Below are 19,668 nucleotides of genomic sequence, written 5' to 3'. Positions count from 1 at the left end.
CTTATTATTTATTGTTATTCCTTTTTATATTTGCTTTTGCAAAAAGATAATCAATAGCTTTTTTATCTTTATGGAATGGTCCTAAAGCTAAATAAATAGCTTTTATCATATCCTCATCATATATCTCTTTGTATGCTTCAATTGTTTTGTGAACGATAGTTTTCGAATAAGCTAAATAACCAATAATTTGTTCTGAATTTATTGTTTTTATTGCTTTGTTTAGACGTTGGGCATTGGCTTTTGATATGATGTCATCATCGTCTGGAAATTGATAATAATAATCCATGTTTGGAGGCACATGCTTCAATACTACTTTCCCTTCCCGATCTAAACGTCCTTGCCTGAATTCACCATTTTCGAAACGCACTTGATATTTAGTTGTAGGAATCGGATAACCATCATCTGTTTCAAGATATAGTGTAATACCTTGTCGTTTATCTTGTTCAGTAAAGGTTTTGGGAATTTCACCAGATAATAATGTTGAACGATAATTTAATACCGCCGGTCCCATCTTTTGAAAAGCTGCACTTTTAATTGAGACACTCCCAGCAGTACCAAGTGTTATTCCTTCACTATTTATTTTGATATAGGATCCTCCGCAAATTAATTCAATGTCTTTTACCGCGGATAAAGCAACTTTGCTATCAACACTGTCAATTTTAATATCTTGTTTGGCTGCTATAGATAGGTCGGAATTTTGCGCTTGTACTTCAACATTCCCTTGATTTGAAAGTAATTTTATTCCATTTTTGTGAGCGAATAATCCTATTGCTTCACCGGAAGATAGGGTAATATTGTTGAGCGCATTAATATCGGTTTGATTGTTAGCTGCAAGTGTTACACTATTCCCCGATGATAGTTGAATATTCTCTGGGCTAGTTAAGGCGATGCCCTCCTGTGCATAAGCGAGTATACCGCTTTCTGTTAGTTGACTAAGATTAGCTTTTAGTTGACTTTGACTCTCTGTGTCGGTTGGGTGAGCTTGTGCTTGAATAGCTGCATTTTGAAGAGCTTTGGCAATGGAAAGAGCACTTTCTAGTTGCGCAATGGCGCCTTGCATATCAAGTTGTTTTCCTTGTGCCCTAGCTTCGGTTTGAGTGGTTAAATATAATCCTTTGTTAGCAGCGATTGTTCCCCATTCATCGGTTCGTAATTCAAAACCTTCTCCACGTTGTTCTTTATTGTTATTAACCAAATGTCCTAAATTAAGCTGAGTTTTACCATATTCTGTAGCAAGCTTTATGTGTTCTTGTCCACGCTTATCATCCATACGTAATTTATTATTGGCAGGTGTTCGAATAACATTGCGGTGTTTATTTGCTGTTGAAACATGATCGGGATGAGAACTATCATGCATTGCATGAGCAATATAGGGACGATTGGGGTTACCATTGGTAAAGGCAACGGCGACACCAGTCCCATCTATTAATGGGAAATGGAAACCATAGGTATCACCGGAATAGGGTTTTGCTAACCTTAACCATAAACTTTCTTCGCCATTTTTCCATGTTTTCAGATCAAAATTAAATTTAACCCGATAGCGTCCGTGAGTATCAATATATCCATATGTATCATTATCAGGACTGGTGATCGTTGCTGGTAACGTGCCGTTAATTTTGGGCATTGGTAGCAATGGTGGACGGTATGGTTTTAATAGATTAAATGGCATTGCTGTAAATTCAATATAATAACTATCGGTACGGTTGCCTTGACTTTGGGTACTAAGAATAATTAAGCCTTCACTTAAACTAGTTTCGAGGGGATTTTCTAAGAGGGTAATATGTTGTCCTGGTGCTAAGTGGTATTGATTAGTTTTACCTTTGATAATATTTTGTTCACTTATATATTGCTGGTGACGAATTTTAGCGTACCAGCTACCGGTTTCCACAATATCTTTGTTATCCTTTTGTTTATAATGCTGATCTAAAAGATACTGAATACCGACAGTTGTGCTATCATTAGGTTGGCTATTGGCATTGGCTAGCATATCATTGTTAGATTCACGATAATTATAATCTTTAACTAGCACGGATTGCGGAACGGATTTACTGTGTTGTTGTAAATCCCAAATGCTAAGTGTGCCATTATCCACTGTACCACTCGGTTGTTTATAAACAATGCTACCACCATTAATATGACCTTGTTCTGAATCACTTATCACCATTACTTCACATTTGTGCTTATCATTTGTTTCAAAGCAGAACCAAACACCAATATCAGCTAATAATCGCTGAATGAAAGCTAAATCACTTTCTTGCCATTGAGTAATGAATTCACGTATAGGATAAGTTTCATGTAATTCTAAACGATAGTCTATTCCGGTAAATTGGTGTTTACGTAATGTTTGTTCAATTACTTCAATGACACTTTGATTTTGATAAATAGCATTGTCATTGTGTAGTTCTAATAGAGCTAATCGTGGTTTTAGTATGACTTTATATCGTGCTTCTTGTTTATTGACTGATATCAAACCAAATTCAGTAATTACACCATATAAAGTGCGTGGTTGTTCAGAAGGTATCAATGAGCTTATTTGTTGTGATAGTAAAGATGTCGAATGTGGCTCAAAAGTAAAACTTGCTTTTTGATTAAGAATTAAATTAGGCGATATTATTTTATCAATGGAGGTAAAAATAATTTCATAACGCCATGGTTTGTTTAATGCTTCTTCTCCAGTGACTGTATGGACGGATATTGGTATATTTAAGTCATTGATTTGTAAAGTCTATTGATTATTGCTGTTTAGTTGGCTTTCAAGTAATTCCTTAGCGCTCTTAAATGGTTCTAGCATGTCGTATTCCTTATTATTATATAACAGCATAGTAAATAAATGTTAATTTAGGTTAACTATCTATTTAAATTAATAATTTATTGTAAAAATTGAATTAGATTACTTGCTGCCTTTTCATTATAGATTAATTTTATAATTTAAAAAACTGTACTAAAGTGCAAAGAAATTCAGTATAAATGATAGCACTTGCAATAAATCAAGTGACTTACGGTACTATCAGAAATCTGTGATGCTAGTGATAATAGCCTATATTGTTAATAACTTATTATAGAAAAGTAAGTAGTTTATTGGTTAGCTTTTTTCATAATAACAAACAAATGTAACTAACATGTCTTTAATTACGAATTAATTTTGCCCATTGGGAATACTACCAAAATACTAAAATTTAAAAAATTATGGAATCACTGCACATTTCTATGTGCACGTTTGTTTGATTTTAATTGTATGCTAGTCGATGAAAAATATTATATGTTCCTTGATATTTTAGACATATTAAGATGGACTTGATTAAATTATCAATAAAGGATTGGAGCGGGAAACGAGGTTCGAACTCGCGACCTCAACCTTGGCAAGGTTGCGCTCTACCAACTGAGCTATTCCCGCATTTGAAGTAGTCTCGAAAAGACGGTGCTCATTATACAAAAATTTTGCGTTATGACAACACCTTTTTGAGTACTATTGTTTATTTTGTTTCCAACTGAGTGCTTCTAGGCTATTTATTCTTCTACTATTACTGAGGTAATTTAATATTCATGAAGAAGATAAGGATGACGACGATATAATAGAAAGTGCAAAGTTCTCATCAAAGAAGTCTGATACTTGTTAAGTATTTACTAAAACTAATAATGAGGAAATATAACTTTAATATTTAAAGTGGCAATAAAGATTATCTTAATATATGACCTGACATAAAAATTGAATATGTTATTTAAGTCAGATCATATAGAAAATCACATTCATAGTCATTTTAGTCTATCTTTAAACTACTATCACCTTCGTCAATTGTACCTCCATGTGCTGTCGCATCACCGATTCTGGCTACAGGAATACCATTTATTCTCACGCAACTGGAACCGGTTGCTATTGTATCAATTACACCCGCACCTTCACATAATAACTGATCCCCCACTAATGCAATAGGGACACCATTTATTTTAACAAAGTCCTGTTGGCATTGAACAATTGGACCACCTACATGCGGCACGTTTCCTTCTTTATCGGGACAAGTATGATGATGCCCTTTTAATGCTACAGCTCGGCTCATTAATAACCTCCTGATGGTTTAAAAGCAGATATAATATTATTATGAGTTAATGTTGGTGCATTATGTATTATTTTTTCGAACCAACGTATGCTTAATGGATCATTAAAACAATTAATACCGTCATAATACTGTGCAACGGTAAGAAGAAAAGTGAGAAATTCATCACTACTTTTTAGTTCATTTCGAGCCCGTAATGTTAGTGTTTGAAATAACGCTTGTTGTTCTTGATTTTCTTTAGGTTTAGAAATGCGCCAGTCATTAATTAATAAACGTTTCATCCAATCTTCATAATCTAAATAAGTTAGAATTGAGGTTGATAATTCACTTAATTGCGGTAATTGTTCCTTAAAAGCATCTTTCGACCAATCAGATTTAATCGTTAACAAATATTGATTGATGGGATCATCATCGGTTAAACGATATAAACTCATTTGCTGTTTAACAATATTTTGTAAATCGCTGTAACGAGGATCTTGCATAAAAAAAGAACCTAAACACAACCGTGCACATGCAATTCTAACTGCTAAAAGTTGACTTGATCTTGCATGTTCTTCAGTCCAAATATAAGTATCTGTTATTAAGTTTAAAAGTGATTGGTGAGACAAATCCCTCCATTGAATAACATCAGGATATAAGCGAATTAAAATATCCGCTCCTCTTTCACAAAAAGCACGTAGCTGATTTTGTTTAACAATAGTTAAACTATCCTGAGTTAATCTCATGAATTAAATAACTCTTTAATAAAGTTTAGTTCAGGATTTACTTCTATTACTTTATCTACCATCTTGTCAAACCACATTGGTTTTTGCCATGTTGCAAAATTAGGGAAATGGTCAATTGCCATTGGTGTCTTTAACAGAGGGTGATCAATTTCTGGGGTAGAAAGACCATGACGAGCTCGAAAATTTTTGACTGCCTGATATTCAAACGGCCAAAGAAATAACATCTCATCATCAATTTCATAACCAGTTGCTGGCTGCTTTTCATCATTATCAAGAAATAGTGATACCCATTCTAAATGATTATCACAAAGCTTTGTTAACCAGTATACCAATTCATTTTCATTGGTACTATATAGTGCTTCATGACAAAAACGATGATAAAAAGGGTCAATTGGGATATTTGCGTTATTCCAATCAATGGTTTGTTTACGTTCACTAGCCATCATTTCAATCGCTAATACTCCTAAGCGCTGTGGTCTCGGTGGTACAACATTACCTCTACCATCCCCCCCCCAAGGTAAACTTCGGCTCATATTACCATTGAGAATACTTTCAACAATTTTAGGGTAGCAAGGCACAATTAACTCAAATCGGTTACAGGCAAACATCATTAGTAAGATTTGACCATGATCTGATAGATTATATATAAAACGGTCTTGTTGTGGATATATATTATAATAGTCAAGTAACAAATTTAATGCTGATGTAGCAATATAACCACATAAATAAGGATTCCTTTCTTGTTTAGAGTTTAGATAAAGGGTAGAATGGAATTCTTTCATATCAGACATCTTGATTGATGTATAACCTATAATATATTCTTTATTTTCTTTATAAATATTCTCTAATCCAGATTCAAACCTATTAATTTCAGTTTTTTGATAATCATTCAGATCTTTTTTCAAAAAAACATATTTATTATAATACTTATTAATTTCATTAATAGAGACCATGCTATGTTTTCTCCTTTATTTTCTCTAAAACGATCAGTTCACCATATTTTGAATTTTTAGCAACATTGAATCCTTTTGTTAAACCTATGTTAGCAACATAACCATCAACTAATTTTCTATTCAAACTTATATAATTAATAAGTTGTTCAAAATCGTAAAACTCTTTTTTAGAAAGGTTATAAGGGTTATCTGTTGCATATTTACGTATAGCTTTTCTTAAATGATATAATAAATTATTAACGGGGCTTTCCTGTTTATCACCTAAACTAGGCCCACGAGGTGTTGCGTAATCACCGTATTTGCCACGTAATGTTGATTTGGCATCAATAGTAATATATTTTGGCTCAGGAGGGAAGGGTTCTACTTCAGCAAGAAAATCAATACCATGTCCACTTCTATTTTGAATTGCCCACACCCTATTACTTTTAATTGTTTTACCAGTGGCCTCATGAAAAGTTTTCGCTTTTATTTTACCCAACGTTTTCATATAAGCTTTATTGTGCAATATACCGTTAAGAGCATAATCCATTAATATTTGCTCTCCCATATAGCCAGTAAATTGATTTAATTTAGTTATAGCTAGTGCATCGTAAAATTCTTGCTTTAAAAGGAATTTATTCAATTCATCACCCGTCAAATTTATTTCAACATGAGCTTTTAAAATTTTCTCTCCGCTTAATGGTTTTGCCGTTATACGTAAAACACTTGTGCCATTAGGTAAAGGACCAATTATATGAATCGTGGCATTTTTAAGATGCTGGGTAAAAATGTAAGTAACAGCTTTGATTTGTTTAGTATTTTGTAAATCAAATAATTTTGCTATTTCGTAATTATTAACATTTTTACTATTAACAACTTTTATTGTTGCTCTCCCTCTCATTAATGTACCTCGCTTTTGTATTATTATTTTTAGTGTGTATCACAATTCACGTTTTCAAAACTTTCAATGACTTGTTGCTCACCACCATCGTCAATAATTAAGTATATTCCTGCTGCGGTACCTGCTGCCCCGGTTGTTAATGCAGACAAAACTTTTGTCACAGGTTTTTTTCCAAAAGCAATCATCATATTGAGTCCATGAAATGTAGCTTCAAAAGGGTGACGATCTTTCGCAATTTTTTTATCTAAATAGCGAGAAGCTTCTAAAAGAGGGTTATAACCAGTATGATTCGGACCAAGAAAACGGGTGGTAGTCTCAATCAAATTACTGCTTTCCATTACTACCATACCGATTGATGCTGCTCGCGCTAGCTTTGTGGTTGCCACCAAAGCACCGCCTACACCCGTACAGATTGCAGCAACTGTTAACACTATTTCTACTGCAGTCAATGTTGTATCTGTATACCAATCCACTGTGTTATTTAACTTAATAGTGTCGTAAATTTCATCAATAAGTAAGTCAGCTAATTCATCAATCGTTTTTACTTGAGTAGCCTCTACTTTATAAGTTTCTTTTCCCTCATAATCATAAGAACGGATATGGCGAGTAAATTGAGGAGAGACGCAGATAGTAAAATTGTCATTACAAAATGTTGATCCTGTCCTAAAAACATTATCACCTTTATTTCCTATATCATAACCATCTGAACTAACTACGACATAATCATGTTTTAATTTAAAATCAACCTTGAATTCGGCATTTTTAGCATTAATTTTTTTTCCATTAATTTCTACTTTCCATTTACCTTTTTTATTATTTTCACCAGCGGGATTACTTTTACGACTAGCAAGAGAGAATAAGCCTAAAAAGGCTACGAGTTTTTCTTCGCCTATTTTATTCTTTACTTTATCAAATAACTCATCCATTTTAAGTAATTCTTCGCTCAGATAAGCTAAATTTTGGGATATGTTATCATTTTCTTTTCCATCTGTATTTTTATTACTCATTTCTTGAATACAGTTTTCAAAATCGCTCCAAGGTACCCCTAGGGGTTGAGGTTCGGTTACAGCATTAACCCACTCATTTTCCTCAGATGGTGATTCTTCTAAATCCATACTCAATAAACTAGCGATTTTTTTTATCAACTCCAGTGCCTTTTCTTCATCTTCTATCTGCATTATTCCATCTAAAACTTGGCAGGGTTTTATTTGCTCGTTACTGCTCGATAGTAGACCATCATCAGGTACGTCATGGGTACTTACACCTGTTTGTTCATCCATTTAGTTTCCCTTTTCTTATAAATTCATCTAATTATCATCAGACTTTTTTCGGATACTTCTGACATCAATTGATTAATCTGTCGCATAAAATCGATAAAATCATTGCCTGGTAAATAAGGCAAGACTTGTTTTATAGCTACGGGTGAGTAATAACGAAACATTAACCAAATTTTATCTACATCACTGTATACTTGATTGAATTTACGTAAATGATCAGTTAATTCATTGATGGAATAATAACTACGTAAGAAAATACCCCATCCTTTACCAAATCCCTGAGATAATAACCAATCTGTAAATTCATTATCTTCCTTAAGTTGTGCGATATAAGGTGCATGGAGTGCAAATTTTTCAGCGCTTTCCCCTTTCCATAAACAGCGCCAATCAAGGTTATATCCTTCAAATAGCACAGTAATATCGGGGCGATGTATAGCATCAATAATTACATAAGTGGGGCAAATTGTTGGCGTGTTACTACTGATCACTTCTAATGTGTCATTAAATTCTATTAAAGCACCGAATAATACATGTTTTAATAATTCAATTTTAGCTGATTTATCATCGGGTAACTGAATCTGTTTCATTCTCTGTCGCATTATCATGATTTATCATCCTTTTTTGCTTTCGCACAGATTTCACAAAACGGTTTACCTTCTTGAACAGCAGCTTTAAGTGCCGTAACTTGGTTTGAACCGCCGTTGATAATATCAAAAGATGGGGTAATAATTTTTAAGGCGGTGGCTTTTAGTGTGATACCATTATTATCAATAGTAATACTACCGCCGGGTCCAGCTATTGTCATTTTATCTTGAGCATGAAGAATATAATGCTTCGTTCGAGAAAAAATTTTAGTTTTAGCTATTTCATCATAGGTACCTTCAATTTCTAATCTTTGATTACCGCCTGTTTTAGTAATATTATCAGCATAAATTTCTTGCTTTCGAGAACTATTGATGATAGTTGTTTGATTATTTTCAATTTCAATTTCTTGATCAGACATTACTCTAATTATTGAATTACGACCAATAGTCTCATAGTGATCTTGTCCAACATTAGTGCGTTTATCTCGACCTACTGTTTCTTGTTGGTCTAAACCAATATTTTTTGTGCGATTATGATCAATATCAATAAATTGATCATTAAGTACATTAGTTCGGTGATTCCGTTGAGCATGAAAATAAATTTCTTCTAGCCCTTTTTCATCTTCAAAGCGCATTTCATTAAATCCTTCTCCTTTATGTGTTTTAGATTTAATGGTCATTTGGGTTTTATGCCTAGGAAGATCAATAGGAGGACGGTTTTTACCGTTATAAGTCGTGCCTGTAATAATAGGGCGATCAATATCGCCATTTAGATAAGAGATTATTACTTCCTGACCGATACGTGGGGTTGCTAGAAAACCATAACCATCACCATTCCAATTTTGTGCTACGCGCACCCAACAAGATGCATTCTCGTTAAGTTGGTCATAACGATTCCAATGGAATGCTACTTTTACTGCACCATCTTCATTAACATAGATTTCTTCTCCAGCAGGACCAACTACTGTCGCCACTTCATCACCATCTGCTAGCGGTTTATGAGTAAATTTCGGACGCCAATCATTTTTTCCAGGCACAAAAGAGAATTCATTAGTTAAGGTTGCAGCATTATTATCACTTTCATCTTCTAATGATTGTGGTAAGGTACCCTTATGAACAATATGTACTACCTGCCAACTATTATTCATTGATTGTGTTGGATGTTCTAATAGGCTAAAAATAACACCAGGCATTAATGGAAAACAATTGCTGAAGGCTTGTCCCTGCTCACTATCAGATTGTAATGCATCAATCCGATATGAACTAAATAACTGTCCTATATCACTATTATCGTAGCGACCATAACTGTCGTAGGTTTCATAAACGGGTAATTGTTTTGATGTGATACTTCTTGCATCCATTGGCACATCAGGATGGGTATATAAATATTCTTTAGTTTTAATCTCAGTCGAACGCATTGTACATGCGAATTTAAGTTGGTTAATCACCCAATCTTTAGTTGAGTTCTGAGGGTGAGGATTGTAAATGATTTTAGGTCCAGCTCGCATTCCAAGGTGACTATCACTATAAAATAGTTTATCTTCCTCAAACCAAAAAATAATTCCTTCCTCAGAAGCTAGGCGAGAAACAAATTGATAATAACTTTCTCTTTTTTGTGTGACATATTCACGTACACTATGTCTATCCATTAATTGTTTATCAAAAGGGATATTAAAATCTTTTAAGATTTCATCAATAATGTCAGGTACGCTTTTAAAATGGTAAATCCGACTATCTTGTACTAATGTCAATAACCACATAGCAGGACGAATAATAAAAGTGTAGAAACTTCGTTTGAATCCTATGTCACCACATTCCGCTTTTTCAACAATGCCATTAATTGTCCGCTGTTTTTTACCATCTACATAAACGGTAAAACTTGCCTTTTGTAGCAACTGTTCTTGTAAATTAATATTAGCATCAGTGGTACTGATCTGAACACTTAATGTGAAAAGAGAAGATAATGCTTCTTCTAACCTAAAGCTGACGACATCCAGTTTATGTTGATTAAGCTCACCTATTTGAATAGAAAAATACAATCCTGTTTGCATTCGTTACCTACTGTCTTTTTATTATTGGAACAGGTTAATTGGATTGAATAGCTTTAAATATAAAATAGAAATTTAAAAAAAATAAAGATCAACAAAACTACTATGTTCATTATGGCTGGACAAGTAGCTAAATAGATATGCTACACTTACAATTTGCGCTTTCATTATATGTAAAGAATTGAAGTGCTACCGATAACTATAATAGCGATTATACAAAAAATTTACTTCATGACAACAGCTTTTTGAGTACTATTGTTTATTTTGTTTCCAACTGAGTGCTTCAAATATTCCAAATAAGAATATTTTCAAAATTCTGTATGGATATTGCTTTTTTTCATGGTTGGTAAGTGTTGCATTTAATAAACAGGCTTGTAGACCATGCAAAATGATAAATGTCGCTAATGACACGTAAGCGATGATATTAGCTGGGGCAGGGTAAGGGTGAACTAAGTTAAATAACAAGAATAACCAAATGAATAGATAAGCGATTTTACCAATTAAAATAAACATATTATGAATCTGCTCTAATGAATAAACGAGAATGAACTTGCCCAGCAATTTTTTCTCGATGTAAATACCAGTTACTAGGGATTTGTTGCGCTAATTGATTATATAGCGTTTCAGTTTCAATATAGATATAGCTACCATTTTTTAGCCAACCATTATTTTCTAACAATGAAATCGTTGCTTCAGTTAGATTTTGATGAAAAGGAGGATCAATAAAAACAAGATCAAATTGTTGGCTAGCTGGTTTATTTAACCATGATATTAAATCATGGTTAATAATTTCAATATTTTGAGCGTTCAATAATTGGCAATTTTTTTTCAATTGTTTGGCTATAGTTACATTTTTTTCAACTAACGTACTTTTATAAGCACCCCGCGAAATTGATTCAAAGCCTAATGAACCACTACCACTAAAACAATCTAAGCAATTCGCATCTTGAATAACTGGCATTAACCAATTAAATAATGTTTCTTTGACTCGATCAGTTGTAGGTCGTAAACCATTACTATCTAACACCGGTAATTTACGTCCACGCCATTTTCCGCCGATGATACGAATAAATCCAATCATTATAACTATCTCATTTCCTACATGTTATTAGAATAATTCCGATGTAACACCTTGTGCATCGGTAACTTTTGTTCCAACTTCTTTTGTTGCATATTTAGTTGGTTCAGTTCCTTTAATGAAATATTCAGGTATAGCATTGCTATTAGGTTGTGGTGCTAATAACCCTGTTTTTTTATCAATAAGAACACTAATTATTGAAGGTGGTATTATCTCTTTTTTCTCAGGTACATTTTTTAATACTACTTTCATATAATCATTCCAAATTGGACCGGCAGAAATTGCTCCTCCTTCGGAAACGCTTGCAGATTTATCGTTAAAAATATCACGTCTTGCTTTTCCTAGTTCACGCCGATGGTCATCAAAACCGAGCCAAACCGTCGTGAGTAAATTTGGACCATATCCGGCAAACCAAACATCTTTTGATAAGTTAGTTGTACCTGTCTTACCACCGATATCATGTCTACCTAGTGAACGTGATCGCCAAGCTGTACCACGCCATTGATTATCACGATCTCCCCAAATTGTGGATTTAAGAGCATCTCTAATTAAGAAAGCATTCTCTGAACTTATAACGTGAGGAGCATAAGTTGGTCCTTGAGATTGTAATTGCTTCGTTTTATCAATATTAACTGTACCATCTGGATTAATGAGTTGCTTGAACGGAATATCTGACTTAGGCAGAAGAATACCATCATCCGCTCTTAATTTATCTTGTTCTGGTTCGTCCAACTCACTGGATTGCGCAACGTTTTCAACGTTGTCTAAGTTAGCGGTGTCAGCGTTCCCATTGCTATAAGAAGATTCAGTAACACAATCAGTACAGGCGATTTCAGGTTGATGTTGATAAATTACACCGCCTTCACTATATTCAATTCGGTCAATTAAATATGGCGTGATCAAATAACCACCATTAGCAATAACAGAATACGCACGGGCAACTTGTAATGGCGTAAAGGATGCCGAGCCAAGAGCTAGCGATTCATTACGCGAAATATTATCATGTGGGAAGCCAAAACGTTCCAAATAATTTGCTGCATAATCAACACCAATTGCGCGAATTGTTCTAACCATCATAACGTTTTTCGACATATTTAAACCAATTCTTAAACGAAGTGGACCCGCATAGTTTGGTGGAGAGTTTTTAGGTCGCCATGCTTCACTACCCGCATTACTTCGCATAATTGGAGCATCATTTAAAACAGTAGCTAACGTTAGACCTTTGTCTAAAGCTGCGGAATAGATGAAAGGTTTAATCGTAGAACCAATTTGTCGAATAGCTTGGGTCGCTCGATTGAACTTACTTAAACCATAATCAAAACCACCAGTCAATGCTTTGATTTCACCATTTTCTGGATTAATTGAGACAACAGCACCATTGATAGCAGGGATTTGTGACAACATCCAGCTTTCGTTTTGTTGTTTCACCCATATTTGTTGACCAGTTTTGACTACAGCAGAAACCGAGGTCGGAAGTGGTCCTTGTTGATTGTCATTAATAAATGCTCTTGCCCATTTAATACTGTTACGATCAAGTGTGATTGTCGTACCGTTATTTATTTTAGCTTTAGCAAATTCTGGATTTGCTTCTATTACTACGGCAGGGCAAATTTCTTGATAGCAAGAATAACTACTTAAAGCCTTTTGGATTTCATCATCATTCCAAGCTTTTTCACCTGAATTCCATAATGTTTTTTCTGGACCGCGATAACCATGGCGAATATCATAATTGATAATATTCTCGTTCATTGCATGATTGGCAGCCTCCTGATTGGCTTTTGTTATTGTTGTATAGACTTTGTAACCATCGGTGTAAGCGCTATCACCGAATTTATCATACATAAACTGTCTTGCCATCTCAGCAACATAAGGTGCTGAAAATGAAATTTTTGGCACAAAATAACCAACATTTAAAGGTTCTGATACAGCTTGTTCATATTCTGCTTGGGTAATAAATTCTTGATTTAGCATACGATGTAAGACCCAATTACGTCGATGTAATGCCTTATTAGGGTGATATATCGGGTTATATGCTGATGGAGCATTAGGTAATCCAGCTAAAAGAGCGGCTTCACTTAAAGTAAGATCTTTTGCTTCCTTACCATAGAAGGTATAGGCTGCGGAACCAATACCATAGGCACGTGAACCGAAGTTAATCATATTTAAATATAATGCAATGATTTCTTCTTTACTTAACTCTTTTTCCATGCGGATAGCCAAAATCATTTCGCGGATTTTACGTCCGATGCTTCTTTCGGGTGTTAGAAAGAAGTTTTTAGCCACTTGTTGAGTAATGGTACTACCACCCTGTGAAAAATTGTGCGTTTTTACTGCTATGTATAATGCTCGCAAGATTCCTACCGGATCAACACCGAAATGCTCATAAAAACGGGAGTCTTCTGTTGCAATAACTGCATTGAGGACTACAGGCGGAATATCTTCATATTTTAAAGGAAGACGGCGGTGTTCTCCAAAAGTAGCAATAAGTTCTCCATCACTACTTAAAACTTGCATTGGAGTTTGTAATCTTACGTCTTTTAAACGCGTAACGTCAGGTAGATCTTTGGAAAAGTATACGTATCCGGCATAACCAATAATCATACCTGCTAAAATACCGATAATTGTAAATATCAGCAAAAATTTTAATAAACCGAGAAAATACTTCACAAAATTATTCCTAAATCAACATGATAGGTAGTTAAGATTACATTTTAGAGGTTATCGGTATCTTAACATTATTTTCTAATTACTTGTAACTCATTGTAAAAAAATATTTTTTTAATGTTATTAGATTATGATTGAAGGATCTAATTAACCTTTGAGAATATAGTCAGAATTATTGTAAATATATAAAAACAAATAAATAGCTAAGTCCCAATTTTATTGGGACATTATTATACAGCAAGATACTGCCTGAATAATCATTTTTTATTATTTAAACTAATAAAATTTACTTATTCTAGTTTGAGATACTGGAAACATAATGATAAAACGAGTTGATGTCTTATCTGATTCAACAGAGATTGTACCATTATGAGCTTCAACTATTGATTTAACAATAGCAAGTCCGATCCCTGCGCCTTGTCCATTACTATGTCTTGATTCATCAATGCGATAAAAGCGATCGAACAAATGTGGCAGATGTTTTTTGTGAATTTCTTTTCCAGGGTTAGCAATAACAATCTTAATTGTTTTTTGGTTAACTTGATTTAAAGTTACAGAAATGGTTTCACCGTTAGGTGTATGATGAATAGCATTTGAAAGTAGATTACCAATTGCTCTATTAATCATCAGCTTATCACCTTGCATTAAATTACAATGTCCTTTTAAAACAAGTTTAATATGTTTTTCTTCCGCTATAAATTCTAAGTAATCAAACATGTTATTAAACATTTTGACTAAATCAATATCACCAAGATCAGGTTTTAATAATTTATTATCAGCATGGGCAAGAAAGAGCATATCCGTAATAATTTGCGACAAACGTTCAAATTCTTCTAAATGAGAATAAAGTACTTCTTTATATTCATTAGTCGTCCTTGCGTTATTAAGAGCGATTTGCGTTTGTGTTGTTAAATTAGTAATGGGGGTTCGCATTTCATGGGCAATGTCTGCGGTAAAATTACTTTGTCTTTGAAATACGAATTCCATACGGCTTAACATATTGTTAAATGCTTTTATTAAACTGATATACTTTGGTGAAACCATAGATACAGGAATACGATAATTTAAGCTCTTACTGTTTAAAGATTCGATAATCTTAATTAATCGGTTGATCGGTTTTTGTGTAATATAAATAGTTAATAAAGTGCCTAAAAGTGTAAGTAAGCAGGCTATGCAAATTAATATTAACAGCCCATCGTGTAATCGAGTGATAAATTCAAGTTGAAAATCTCGTTCAATCGCAATAATTGTTGTATATTTTTCTTTTTTTAATGTCAGAAATTGTGAAGCTGCAATGCGATAGGAATGATGATCATTATCCCAAATGGATGTTTTTTCTTTATTGATAATTGAATCAAGTTTAAATGCTTTACGGGTTAATAATAAGTTGGGTCCACGGGTTTTGTATAGGATATTATTATTTTCATCAACAATACAAACTAACAATTGATTATGACTTGCTAAGATCAATAAAATGTTTTGAATCAGATTTTCACGATCATCTTGTGGGTCATAATATGAAAATTCTCGCTCAATTGATTCCATAACGGAATGTATTTCAGCAATATTTTGTGCTACCGAATATTTTTCAAAAGAGCGCTCAATAAAAAGACTTAAGCCATAAAGTAAAATGCAAGTAAAAAAGCAAACCATTAAAGGCATGCGAATTATTGTCGAGAAGTGCAGTATCTTTCTATATTTCGTTTTCGTTAAAGACATCCAATTTATATCCCATTCCGCGAATTGTATGAATTAGCTTTGGTTCAAAAGGGGTATCAATTTTGTTGCGTAAACGTCTTACAGCAACATCTATTACATTAGTGTCGCTATCAAAATTCATATCCCATACTTGAGAAGCAATTAATGAACGTGGTAAAACTTCTCCTTGATAACGTAAGAAGTATTCTAAAAGAAGAAATTCTTTGTTAGTTAATTCAATGCGTTTCCCAGCACGTGTAACTGTTCGTTTGGGTAGATCCATCACTAAATCGGCAATGGTTAATTGATGTAGACTGACTTGAGGAACATTACGTCTTAGAAGCGATTTGATTCTAGCTAAAAGTTCGGCAAAAGAAAAGGGTTTTACGAGATAATCATCGGCGCCAAGGTTAAGTCCTTTGACTTTATCCTCAACACTGCCCATGGCCGTTAAAAATATTATTTGAGTTTCTTTACCTGCATCACGGAGTGATTGAATAATTTTCCAACCACTAATATCTGGGAGCATAACATCTAGAATAATAAGATCATACTCTTCTGTCATTGCACGATGGTAACCATCTAAACCGTTATTAGTCAGATCAACAATAAATCCGGATTCAATCAAGCCTTGGCGGAGATATTCACCTGTTTTAGTTTCATCTTCAACAACTAATAGTTTCATTTTGGATATATTTCCTTAATAGGTTTTAGCCTCGGATATATGAGTAATATAATAAATAAATAATCAATATTAAATAATGATAACTTAATGATATAATTGTCATTTTATTGTAATGTTACTGACGGTATTTGTAGTTTATAGTATAAAAACAATGAAGCCTAAGGCTATTTGGTAGTTGTTGTTTCATTGTTTTATTTCCTTTCATCCATTCCTTGCAATTATGCACCCCTAATTTTAATTAGGGGTTTTTTTTACTTATATTTTACCAAATTAATCCGATATTAATCCGGTTTATACAAGTTTTCCTATTAGTTATTTGTAGACATAACAATATTTAAATCAAAAGAAAATAATTTAGATTGATTTATCTTATTATTAAGATATGGAATATAGTTTTTTAATAGAAAATTCATTGTCAGTATTTTATTTGACAATGAATAATCTCTAACAAAACGAATCTTTTTATAACGTTATGATATTATTAACTATTTTATCAGCATGTTTTATATAAAACAACAGCACATTCTAAATGATCGGTATAAGGGAACTGATCAAAAAATGCCATCTTTTGGATGTGATGGGTTTGAGTTAAATAGTTTAAATTCTCTTGTAAAGTTAATGGATTGCAAGAAATATATATAATGTTCTGATATTTTGCGATCATTTTTAATGTATTAATATCTAAACCACTTCGTGGTGGGTCAACTAATACTGTATTGCACTGATAATCAGATAAACAGATTCCTTTGAGTCGATTAAATTCCCTTTCATTATTTATTGCTTGAGTTAATTCTTCCGCAGAAAGTCGAATGATCTTTAAATTCTCAATTTTATTGACTGCAATATTATATTGGGCTGCTTTAACTGAAGATTTAGCGATTTCAGTTGCAAGCACGCGTTTGAAATTTTGCGCCAAAGCAATAGAAAAGTTGCCATTCCCACAATAAAGCTCCAACAAATCGCCTGAGAATTCTTTTGTTGCATTGATAGCCCAACTTAACATAGCAATATTAATAGTTGCATTTGGTTGGGTAAAACTATTTTCAACTTGTCGATAGGTATATTTTTTTCCCAGTATATTAAGCTGTTCGTCTATGTAATCATGCTCTAAACATATTTTCTGATTAGATGCACGACCAATAATATGTACATCTAAACCTTTTTTAATAAGTTCTGTTCTTAACTTATTTGCTTCGGTAGTCCAGTCATCATCAAGTTTTTTATGATAAACCAGTGATATTAATAACTGATTACTTAGCGTCGACAAGTAATCAATTTGAAATAATTTGTATCTTAAAAGATGATTATATTTTATCAATGGCACAATTAACTGCATTGCTTGATTAATAATTTTTGTCGCAACAGGGAAATCGTTAATATAGATTCTTTTTTTATTAACTTTATCAAACATAATATGATGTAAATCGTCACCATTGTGCCAAATTCTAAATTCAGCACGCATACGATAATGCGTTTTTGGTGAAGGATAAATGGCGAGTTCTTTAACATCAAATTGATTAAATAAAGCCATAGTGCGAGTGACTTTCTCGTCAAGCAATTGTTGATAATTTTCAGGGGTTACAAGATTGGTCATATTATTCTTAATTACGGTATTTAAGATTTTTGTATAAATGGTTAATGGCTAAAATAGGATGATATAATAACATTCTTGGTCCAGAAAATCGCATGACATGTTTGATTTTTTGTTGATAATCTTTCCTATAACAATGTTTGGGACACTTTTCACAAGTGGTTTTTTGTTCTCCAAATCGGCAAGTCGTTAGGCGTTGTAAAGCATATTGTTTAAGTTCATTACATTCATTACATAATTTATTTTTTGGATGATGATGCTTTTTCTGACAATAAAGACCAATCATAAAACTAACTGTTTTCTTTTCGCGTTCTATAATTGGTCCATTATTATTCTTTACCATACTATTTTGTAAGAATTTGGTTCACCTTGATTAAATAATTACGTGATTCTTGAGATGCATGGGACGTTATAAGTTTTTTATAAACTTGTTCAGGGCTCATACGATTAATCACATCAATGGCCTTAACGCGATCTTTAGAGAAGGTGGTTAATACACTACCCGCACCACCATTATAGGCACAAATCATTGCATAACGCATTGAAATTGGATTTTTAATACCTTTCAAATAAGAGTCGCGAATTAATGCTAAGTAGGCTGACCCCATTCTAATATTATTTTTAGGATCGAGTAAATAAGATTTACTTGGCTCACCACTTTTACCCCATCGATGATAAAGGTCGCGTCCAGCAGTATGTTGTTGTAATTGCATTAACCCTAGGGCATCGCTACGACTTACCGCAAATGGATTGTAATTAGATTCAACCTGAATAATAGCCAAAATTAATCGTTCATCAATTTGGTATTCATGAGCAGATTGGCGAACTAATGGTATAAATTTATGTGCCCGTTCATTAACATGATCCGGTACTAAATTAATTTTAACGTAACTAATCTGTTTATCACCTGATTTGCGCGTATGTAATTGGTTTTCAACTAAGTAATCGGCAAAATGCGCTGCTCGCCAGTCCCATCTGATTGGTTCACCGTTTTCATCAAGTATCTGTTTGTATAAAAAAGGTTCTTTAGTATTATCTAACGGCGAGTCCGATTGTTTGATTATATCTTCGGGTTCAGGCATTAATAAAGTCGTAACAATCGCTGATTTTAATTGCTTAGTTGGATCTTCTGATAATGTCTCAATAGCTAATTGACCCGATACGAAGTTAATATGAACACGCGTTAATAAATCATTACTATATTGAACATAATCTTTCGGGCCAGCAATTAACACTTCATGCGGTCCCCAAATTTGTTCTATATTATTAGCATACTGATTTATTAATATATTTAGAGCATTTGTATTTTTGATATAGACCGGTTTATCAATGTCGTTATGTGAGCTCGGACATGCTGCAAGTAAAGCAGATATACCTAATAAACTAACTATTTTGATATAACGAGATTTCAAATTTCTGATCTGTGTCATTCC

General features: G+C 33.4%; 16 protein-coding genes and 1 tRNA gene. All 17 read right to left on the bottom strand.

Going from position 1 to position 19,668, the window contains the following annotated elements:
* Window positions 1-4: 4 nt before the first annotated feature.
* Window positions 5-2,716 carry a type VI secretion system Vgr family protein gene (locus tag FPB0191_RS08860; protein WP_336433184.1) on the bottom strand — a complete coding sequence of 904 codons (2,712 nt, stop codon included), beginning with the start codon at window positions 2,714-2,716 and terminating at the stop codon, window positions 5-7.
* Between the two features lie 602 nt (window positions 2,717-3,318).
* Window positions 3,319-3,394: transfer RNA gene (locus FPB0191_RS08855), tRNA-Gly, on the bottom strand.
* A 364-nt stretch (window positions 3,395-3,758) separates the two neighbouring features.
* A complete protein-coding gene (locus tag FPB0191_RS08850; protein ID WP_039105425.1) occupies window positions 3,759-4,055 on the bottom strand; it encodes a PAAR domain-containing protein in 297 nt (98 codons plus the stop codon).
* Window positions 4,055-4,777, bottom strand: coding sequence for a hypothetical protein (locus tag FPB0191_RS08845; protein ID WP_039105423.1), 723 nt, complete (start codon window positions 4,775-4,777; stop codon window positions 4,055-4,057). The genes FPB0191_RS08850 and FPB0191_RS08845 overlap by 1 nt, the downstream gene beginning before the upstream one ends.
* Window positions 4,774-5,730, bottom strand: coding sequence for a hypothetical protein (locus FPB0191_RS12300; RefSeq protein WP_039105420.1), 957 nt, complete (start codon window positions 5,728-5,730; stop codon window positions 4,774-4,776). The genes FPB0191_RS08845 and FPB0191_RS12300 overlap by 4 nt, the downstream gene beginning before the upstream one ends.
* A 1-nt stretch (window position 5,731) precedes the next feature.
* On the bottom strand, window positions 5,732-6,610 hold the full coding sequence (locus FPB0191_RS08835) for a hypothetical protein (RefSeq protein ID WP_039105419.1): 879 nt from the start codon (window positions 6,608-6,610) through the stop codon (window positions 5,732-5,734).
* 29 nt (window positions 6,611-6,639) lie between these two features.
* Window positions 6,640-7,890, bottom strand: a complete 1,251-nt coding sequence (locus FPB0191_RS08830; RefSeq protein WP_039105417.1) for a hypothetical protein — start codon at window positions 7,888-7,890, stop codon at window positions 6,640-6,642.
* Window positions 7,891-7,913: 23 nt separating this feature from the next.
* On the bottom strand, window positions 7,914-8,474 hold the full coding sequence (locus FPB0191_RS08825; protein ID WP_162485174.1) for a DUF4123 domain-containing protein: 561 nt from the start codon (window positions 8,472-8,474) through the stop codon (window positions 7,914-7,916).
* 14 nt (window positions 8,475-8,488) lie between these two features.
* Window positions 8,489-10,522: a type VI secretion system Vgr family protein gene (locus tag FPB0191_RS08820; RefSeq protein WP_039105415.1), complete on the bottom strand. Its 2,034-nt coding sequence runs from the start codon at window positions 10,520-10,522 to the stop codon at window positions 8,489-8,491.
* Window positions 10,523-10,771: 249 nt separating this feature from the next.
* Window positions 10,772-11,032, bottom strand: coding sequence for a DUF1145 domain-containing protein (locus tag FPB0191_RS08815; RefSeq protein WP_039105413.1), 261 nt, complete (start codon window positions 11,030-11,032; stop codon window positions 10,772-10,774).
* 1 nt (window position 11,033) lies between these two features.
* Window positions 11,034-11,600 (bottom strand): 16S rRNA (guanine(966)-N(2))-methyltransferase RsmD, encoded by a 567-nt coding sequence (gene rsmD / locus FPB0191_RS08810; RefSeq protein ID WP_039105411.1) that lies wholly within the window; start codon window positions 11,598-11,600, stop codon window positions 11,034-11,036.
* Between the two features lie 27 nt (window positions 11,601-11,627).
* Window positions 11,628-14,198 (bottom strand): transglycosylase domain-containing protein, encoded by a 2,571-nt coding sequence (locus FPB0191_RS08805; RefSeq protein WP_052236992.1) that lies wholly within the window; start codon window positions 14,196-14,198, stop codon window positions 11,628-11,630.
* Between the two features lie 339 nt (window positions 14,199-14,537).
* The gene (locus FPB0191_RS08800) at window positions 14,538-15,980 is read right to left on the bottom strand and encodes a heavy metal sensor histidine kinase (protein ID WP_082018296.1); all 1,443 of its coding nucleotides are present in this window, start codon (window positions 15,978-15,980) and stop codon (window positions 14,538-14,540) included.
* A complete protein-coding gene (locus FPB0191_RS08795; protein ID WP_039105407.1) occupies window positions 15,955-16,644 on the bottom strand; it encodes a heavy metal response regulator transcription factor in 690 nt (229 codons plus the stop codon). Before FPB0191_RS08795 ends, FPB0191_RS08800 begins: the two co-directional genes overlap by 26 nt.
* 493 nt (window positions 16,645-17,137) lie before the next feature.
* Window positions 17,138-18,238, bottom strand: a complete 1,101-nt coding sequence (trmA, locus tag FPB0191_RS08790) for a tRNA (uridine(54)-C5)-methyltransferase TrmA (protein ID WP_039105405.1) — start codon at window positions 18,236-18,238, stop codon at window positions 17,138-17,140.
* Window positions 18,239-18,245: 7 nt separating this feature from the next.
* Window positions 18,246-18,578, bottom strand: coding sequence for a nitrous oxide-stimulated promoter family protein (locus FPB0191_RS08785; RefSeq protein WP_039105403.1), 333 nt, complete (start codon window positions 18,576-18,578; stop codon window positions 18,246-18,248).
* Window position 18,579: 1 nt separating this feature from the next.
* Window positions 18,580-19,665 (bottom strand): membrane-bound lytic murein transglycosylase MltC, encoded by a 1,086-nt coding sequence (mltC, locus tag FPB0191_RS08780; protein ID WP_052236904.1) that lies wholly within the window; start codon window positions 19,663-19,665, stop codon window positions 18,580-18,582.
* Window positions 19,666-19,668 lie beyond the last annotated feature (3 nt).

This window comes from Frischella perrara, assembly GCF_000807275.1.
In the GTDB taxonomy this organism is placed as follows: domain Bacteria; phylum Pseudomonadota; class Gammaproteobacteria; order Enterobacterales; family Orbaceae; genus Frischella; species Frischella perrara.
Note: the sequence above shows the minus strand (reverse complement) of the source record. Positions and strands in the feature narration are given on the sequence as shown.

What these genes read in the sequence shown, in the direction of transcription:
- FPB0191_RS08850 (WP_039105425.1), bottom strand. Translation starts at nt 4,055, where the DNA reads ATGAGCCGAGCTGTAGCATTAAAAGGGCATCATCATACTTGTCCCGAT.
- FPB0191_RS08845 (WP_039105423.1), bottom strand. Translation starts at nt 4,777, where the DNA reads ATGAGATTAACTCAGGATAGTTTAACTATTGTTAAACAAAATCAGCTA.
- FPB0191_RS12300 (WP_039105420.1), bottom strand. Translation starts at nt 5,730, where the DNA reads ATGGTCTCTATTAATGAAATTAATAAGTATTATAATAAATATGTTTTT.
- FPB0191_RS08835 (WP_039105419.1), bottom strand. Translation starts at nt 6,610, where the DNA reads ATGAGAGGGAGAGCAACAATAAAAGTTGTTAATAGTAAAAATGTTAAT.
- FPB0191_RS08830 (WP_039105417.1), bottom strand. Translation starts at nt 7,890, where the DNA reads ATGGATGAACAAACAGGTGTAAGTACCCATGACGTACCTGATGATGGT.
- FPB0191_RS08825 (WP_162485174.1), bottom strand. Translation starts at nt 8,474, where the DNA reads ATGAAACAGATTCAGTTACCCGATGATAAATCAGCTAAAATTGAATTA.
- FPB0191_RS08820 (WP_039105415.1), bottom strand. Translation starts at nt 10,522, where the DNA reads ATGCAAACAGGATTGTATTTTTCTATTCAAATAGGTGAGCTTAATCAA.
- FPB0191_RS08815 (WP_039105413.1), bottom strand. Translation starts at nt 11,032, where the DNA reads ATGTTTATTTTAATTGGTAAAATCGCTTATCTATTCATTTGGTTATTC.
- rsmD (WP_039105411.1), bottom strand. Translation starts at nt 11,600, where the DNA reads ATGATTGGATTTATTCGTATCATCGGCGGAAAATGGCGTGGACGTAAA.
- FPB0191_RS08805 (WP_052236992.1), bottom strand. Translation starts at nt 14,198, where the DNA reads ATGATTATTGGTTATGCCGGATACGTATACTTTTCCAAAGATCTACCT.
- FPB0191_RS08800 (WP_082018296.1), bottom strand. Translation starts at nt 15,980, where the DNA reads ATGTCTTTAACGAAAACGAAATATAGAAAGATACTGCACTTCTCGACA.
- FPB0191_RS08795 (WP_039105407.1), bottom strand. Translation starts at nt 16,644, where the DNA reads ATGAAACTATTAGTTGTTGAAGATGAAACTAAAACAGGTGAATATCTC.
- trmA (WP_039105405.1), bottom strand. Translation starts at nt 18,238, where the DNA reads ATGACCAATCTTGTAACCCCTGAAAATTATCAACAATTGCTTGACGAG.
- FPB0191_RS08785 (WP_039105403.1), bottom strand. Translation starts at nt 18,578, where the DNA reads ATGGTAAAGAATAATAATGGACCAATTATAGAACGCGAAAAGAAAACA.
- mltC (WP_052236904.1), bottom strand. Translation starts at nt 19,665, where the DNA reads ATGACACAGATCAGAAATTTGAAATCTCGTTATATCAAAATAGTTAGT.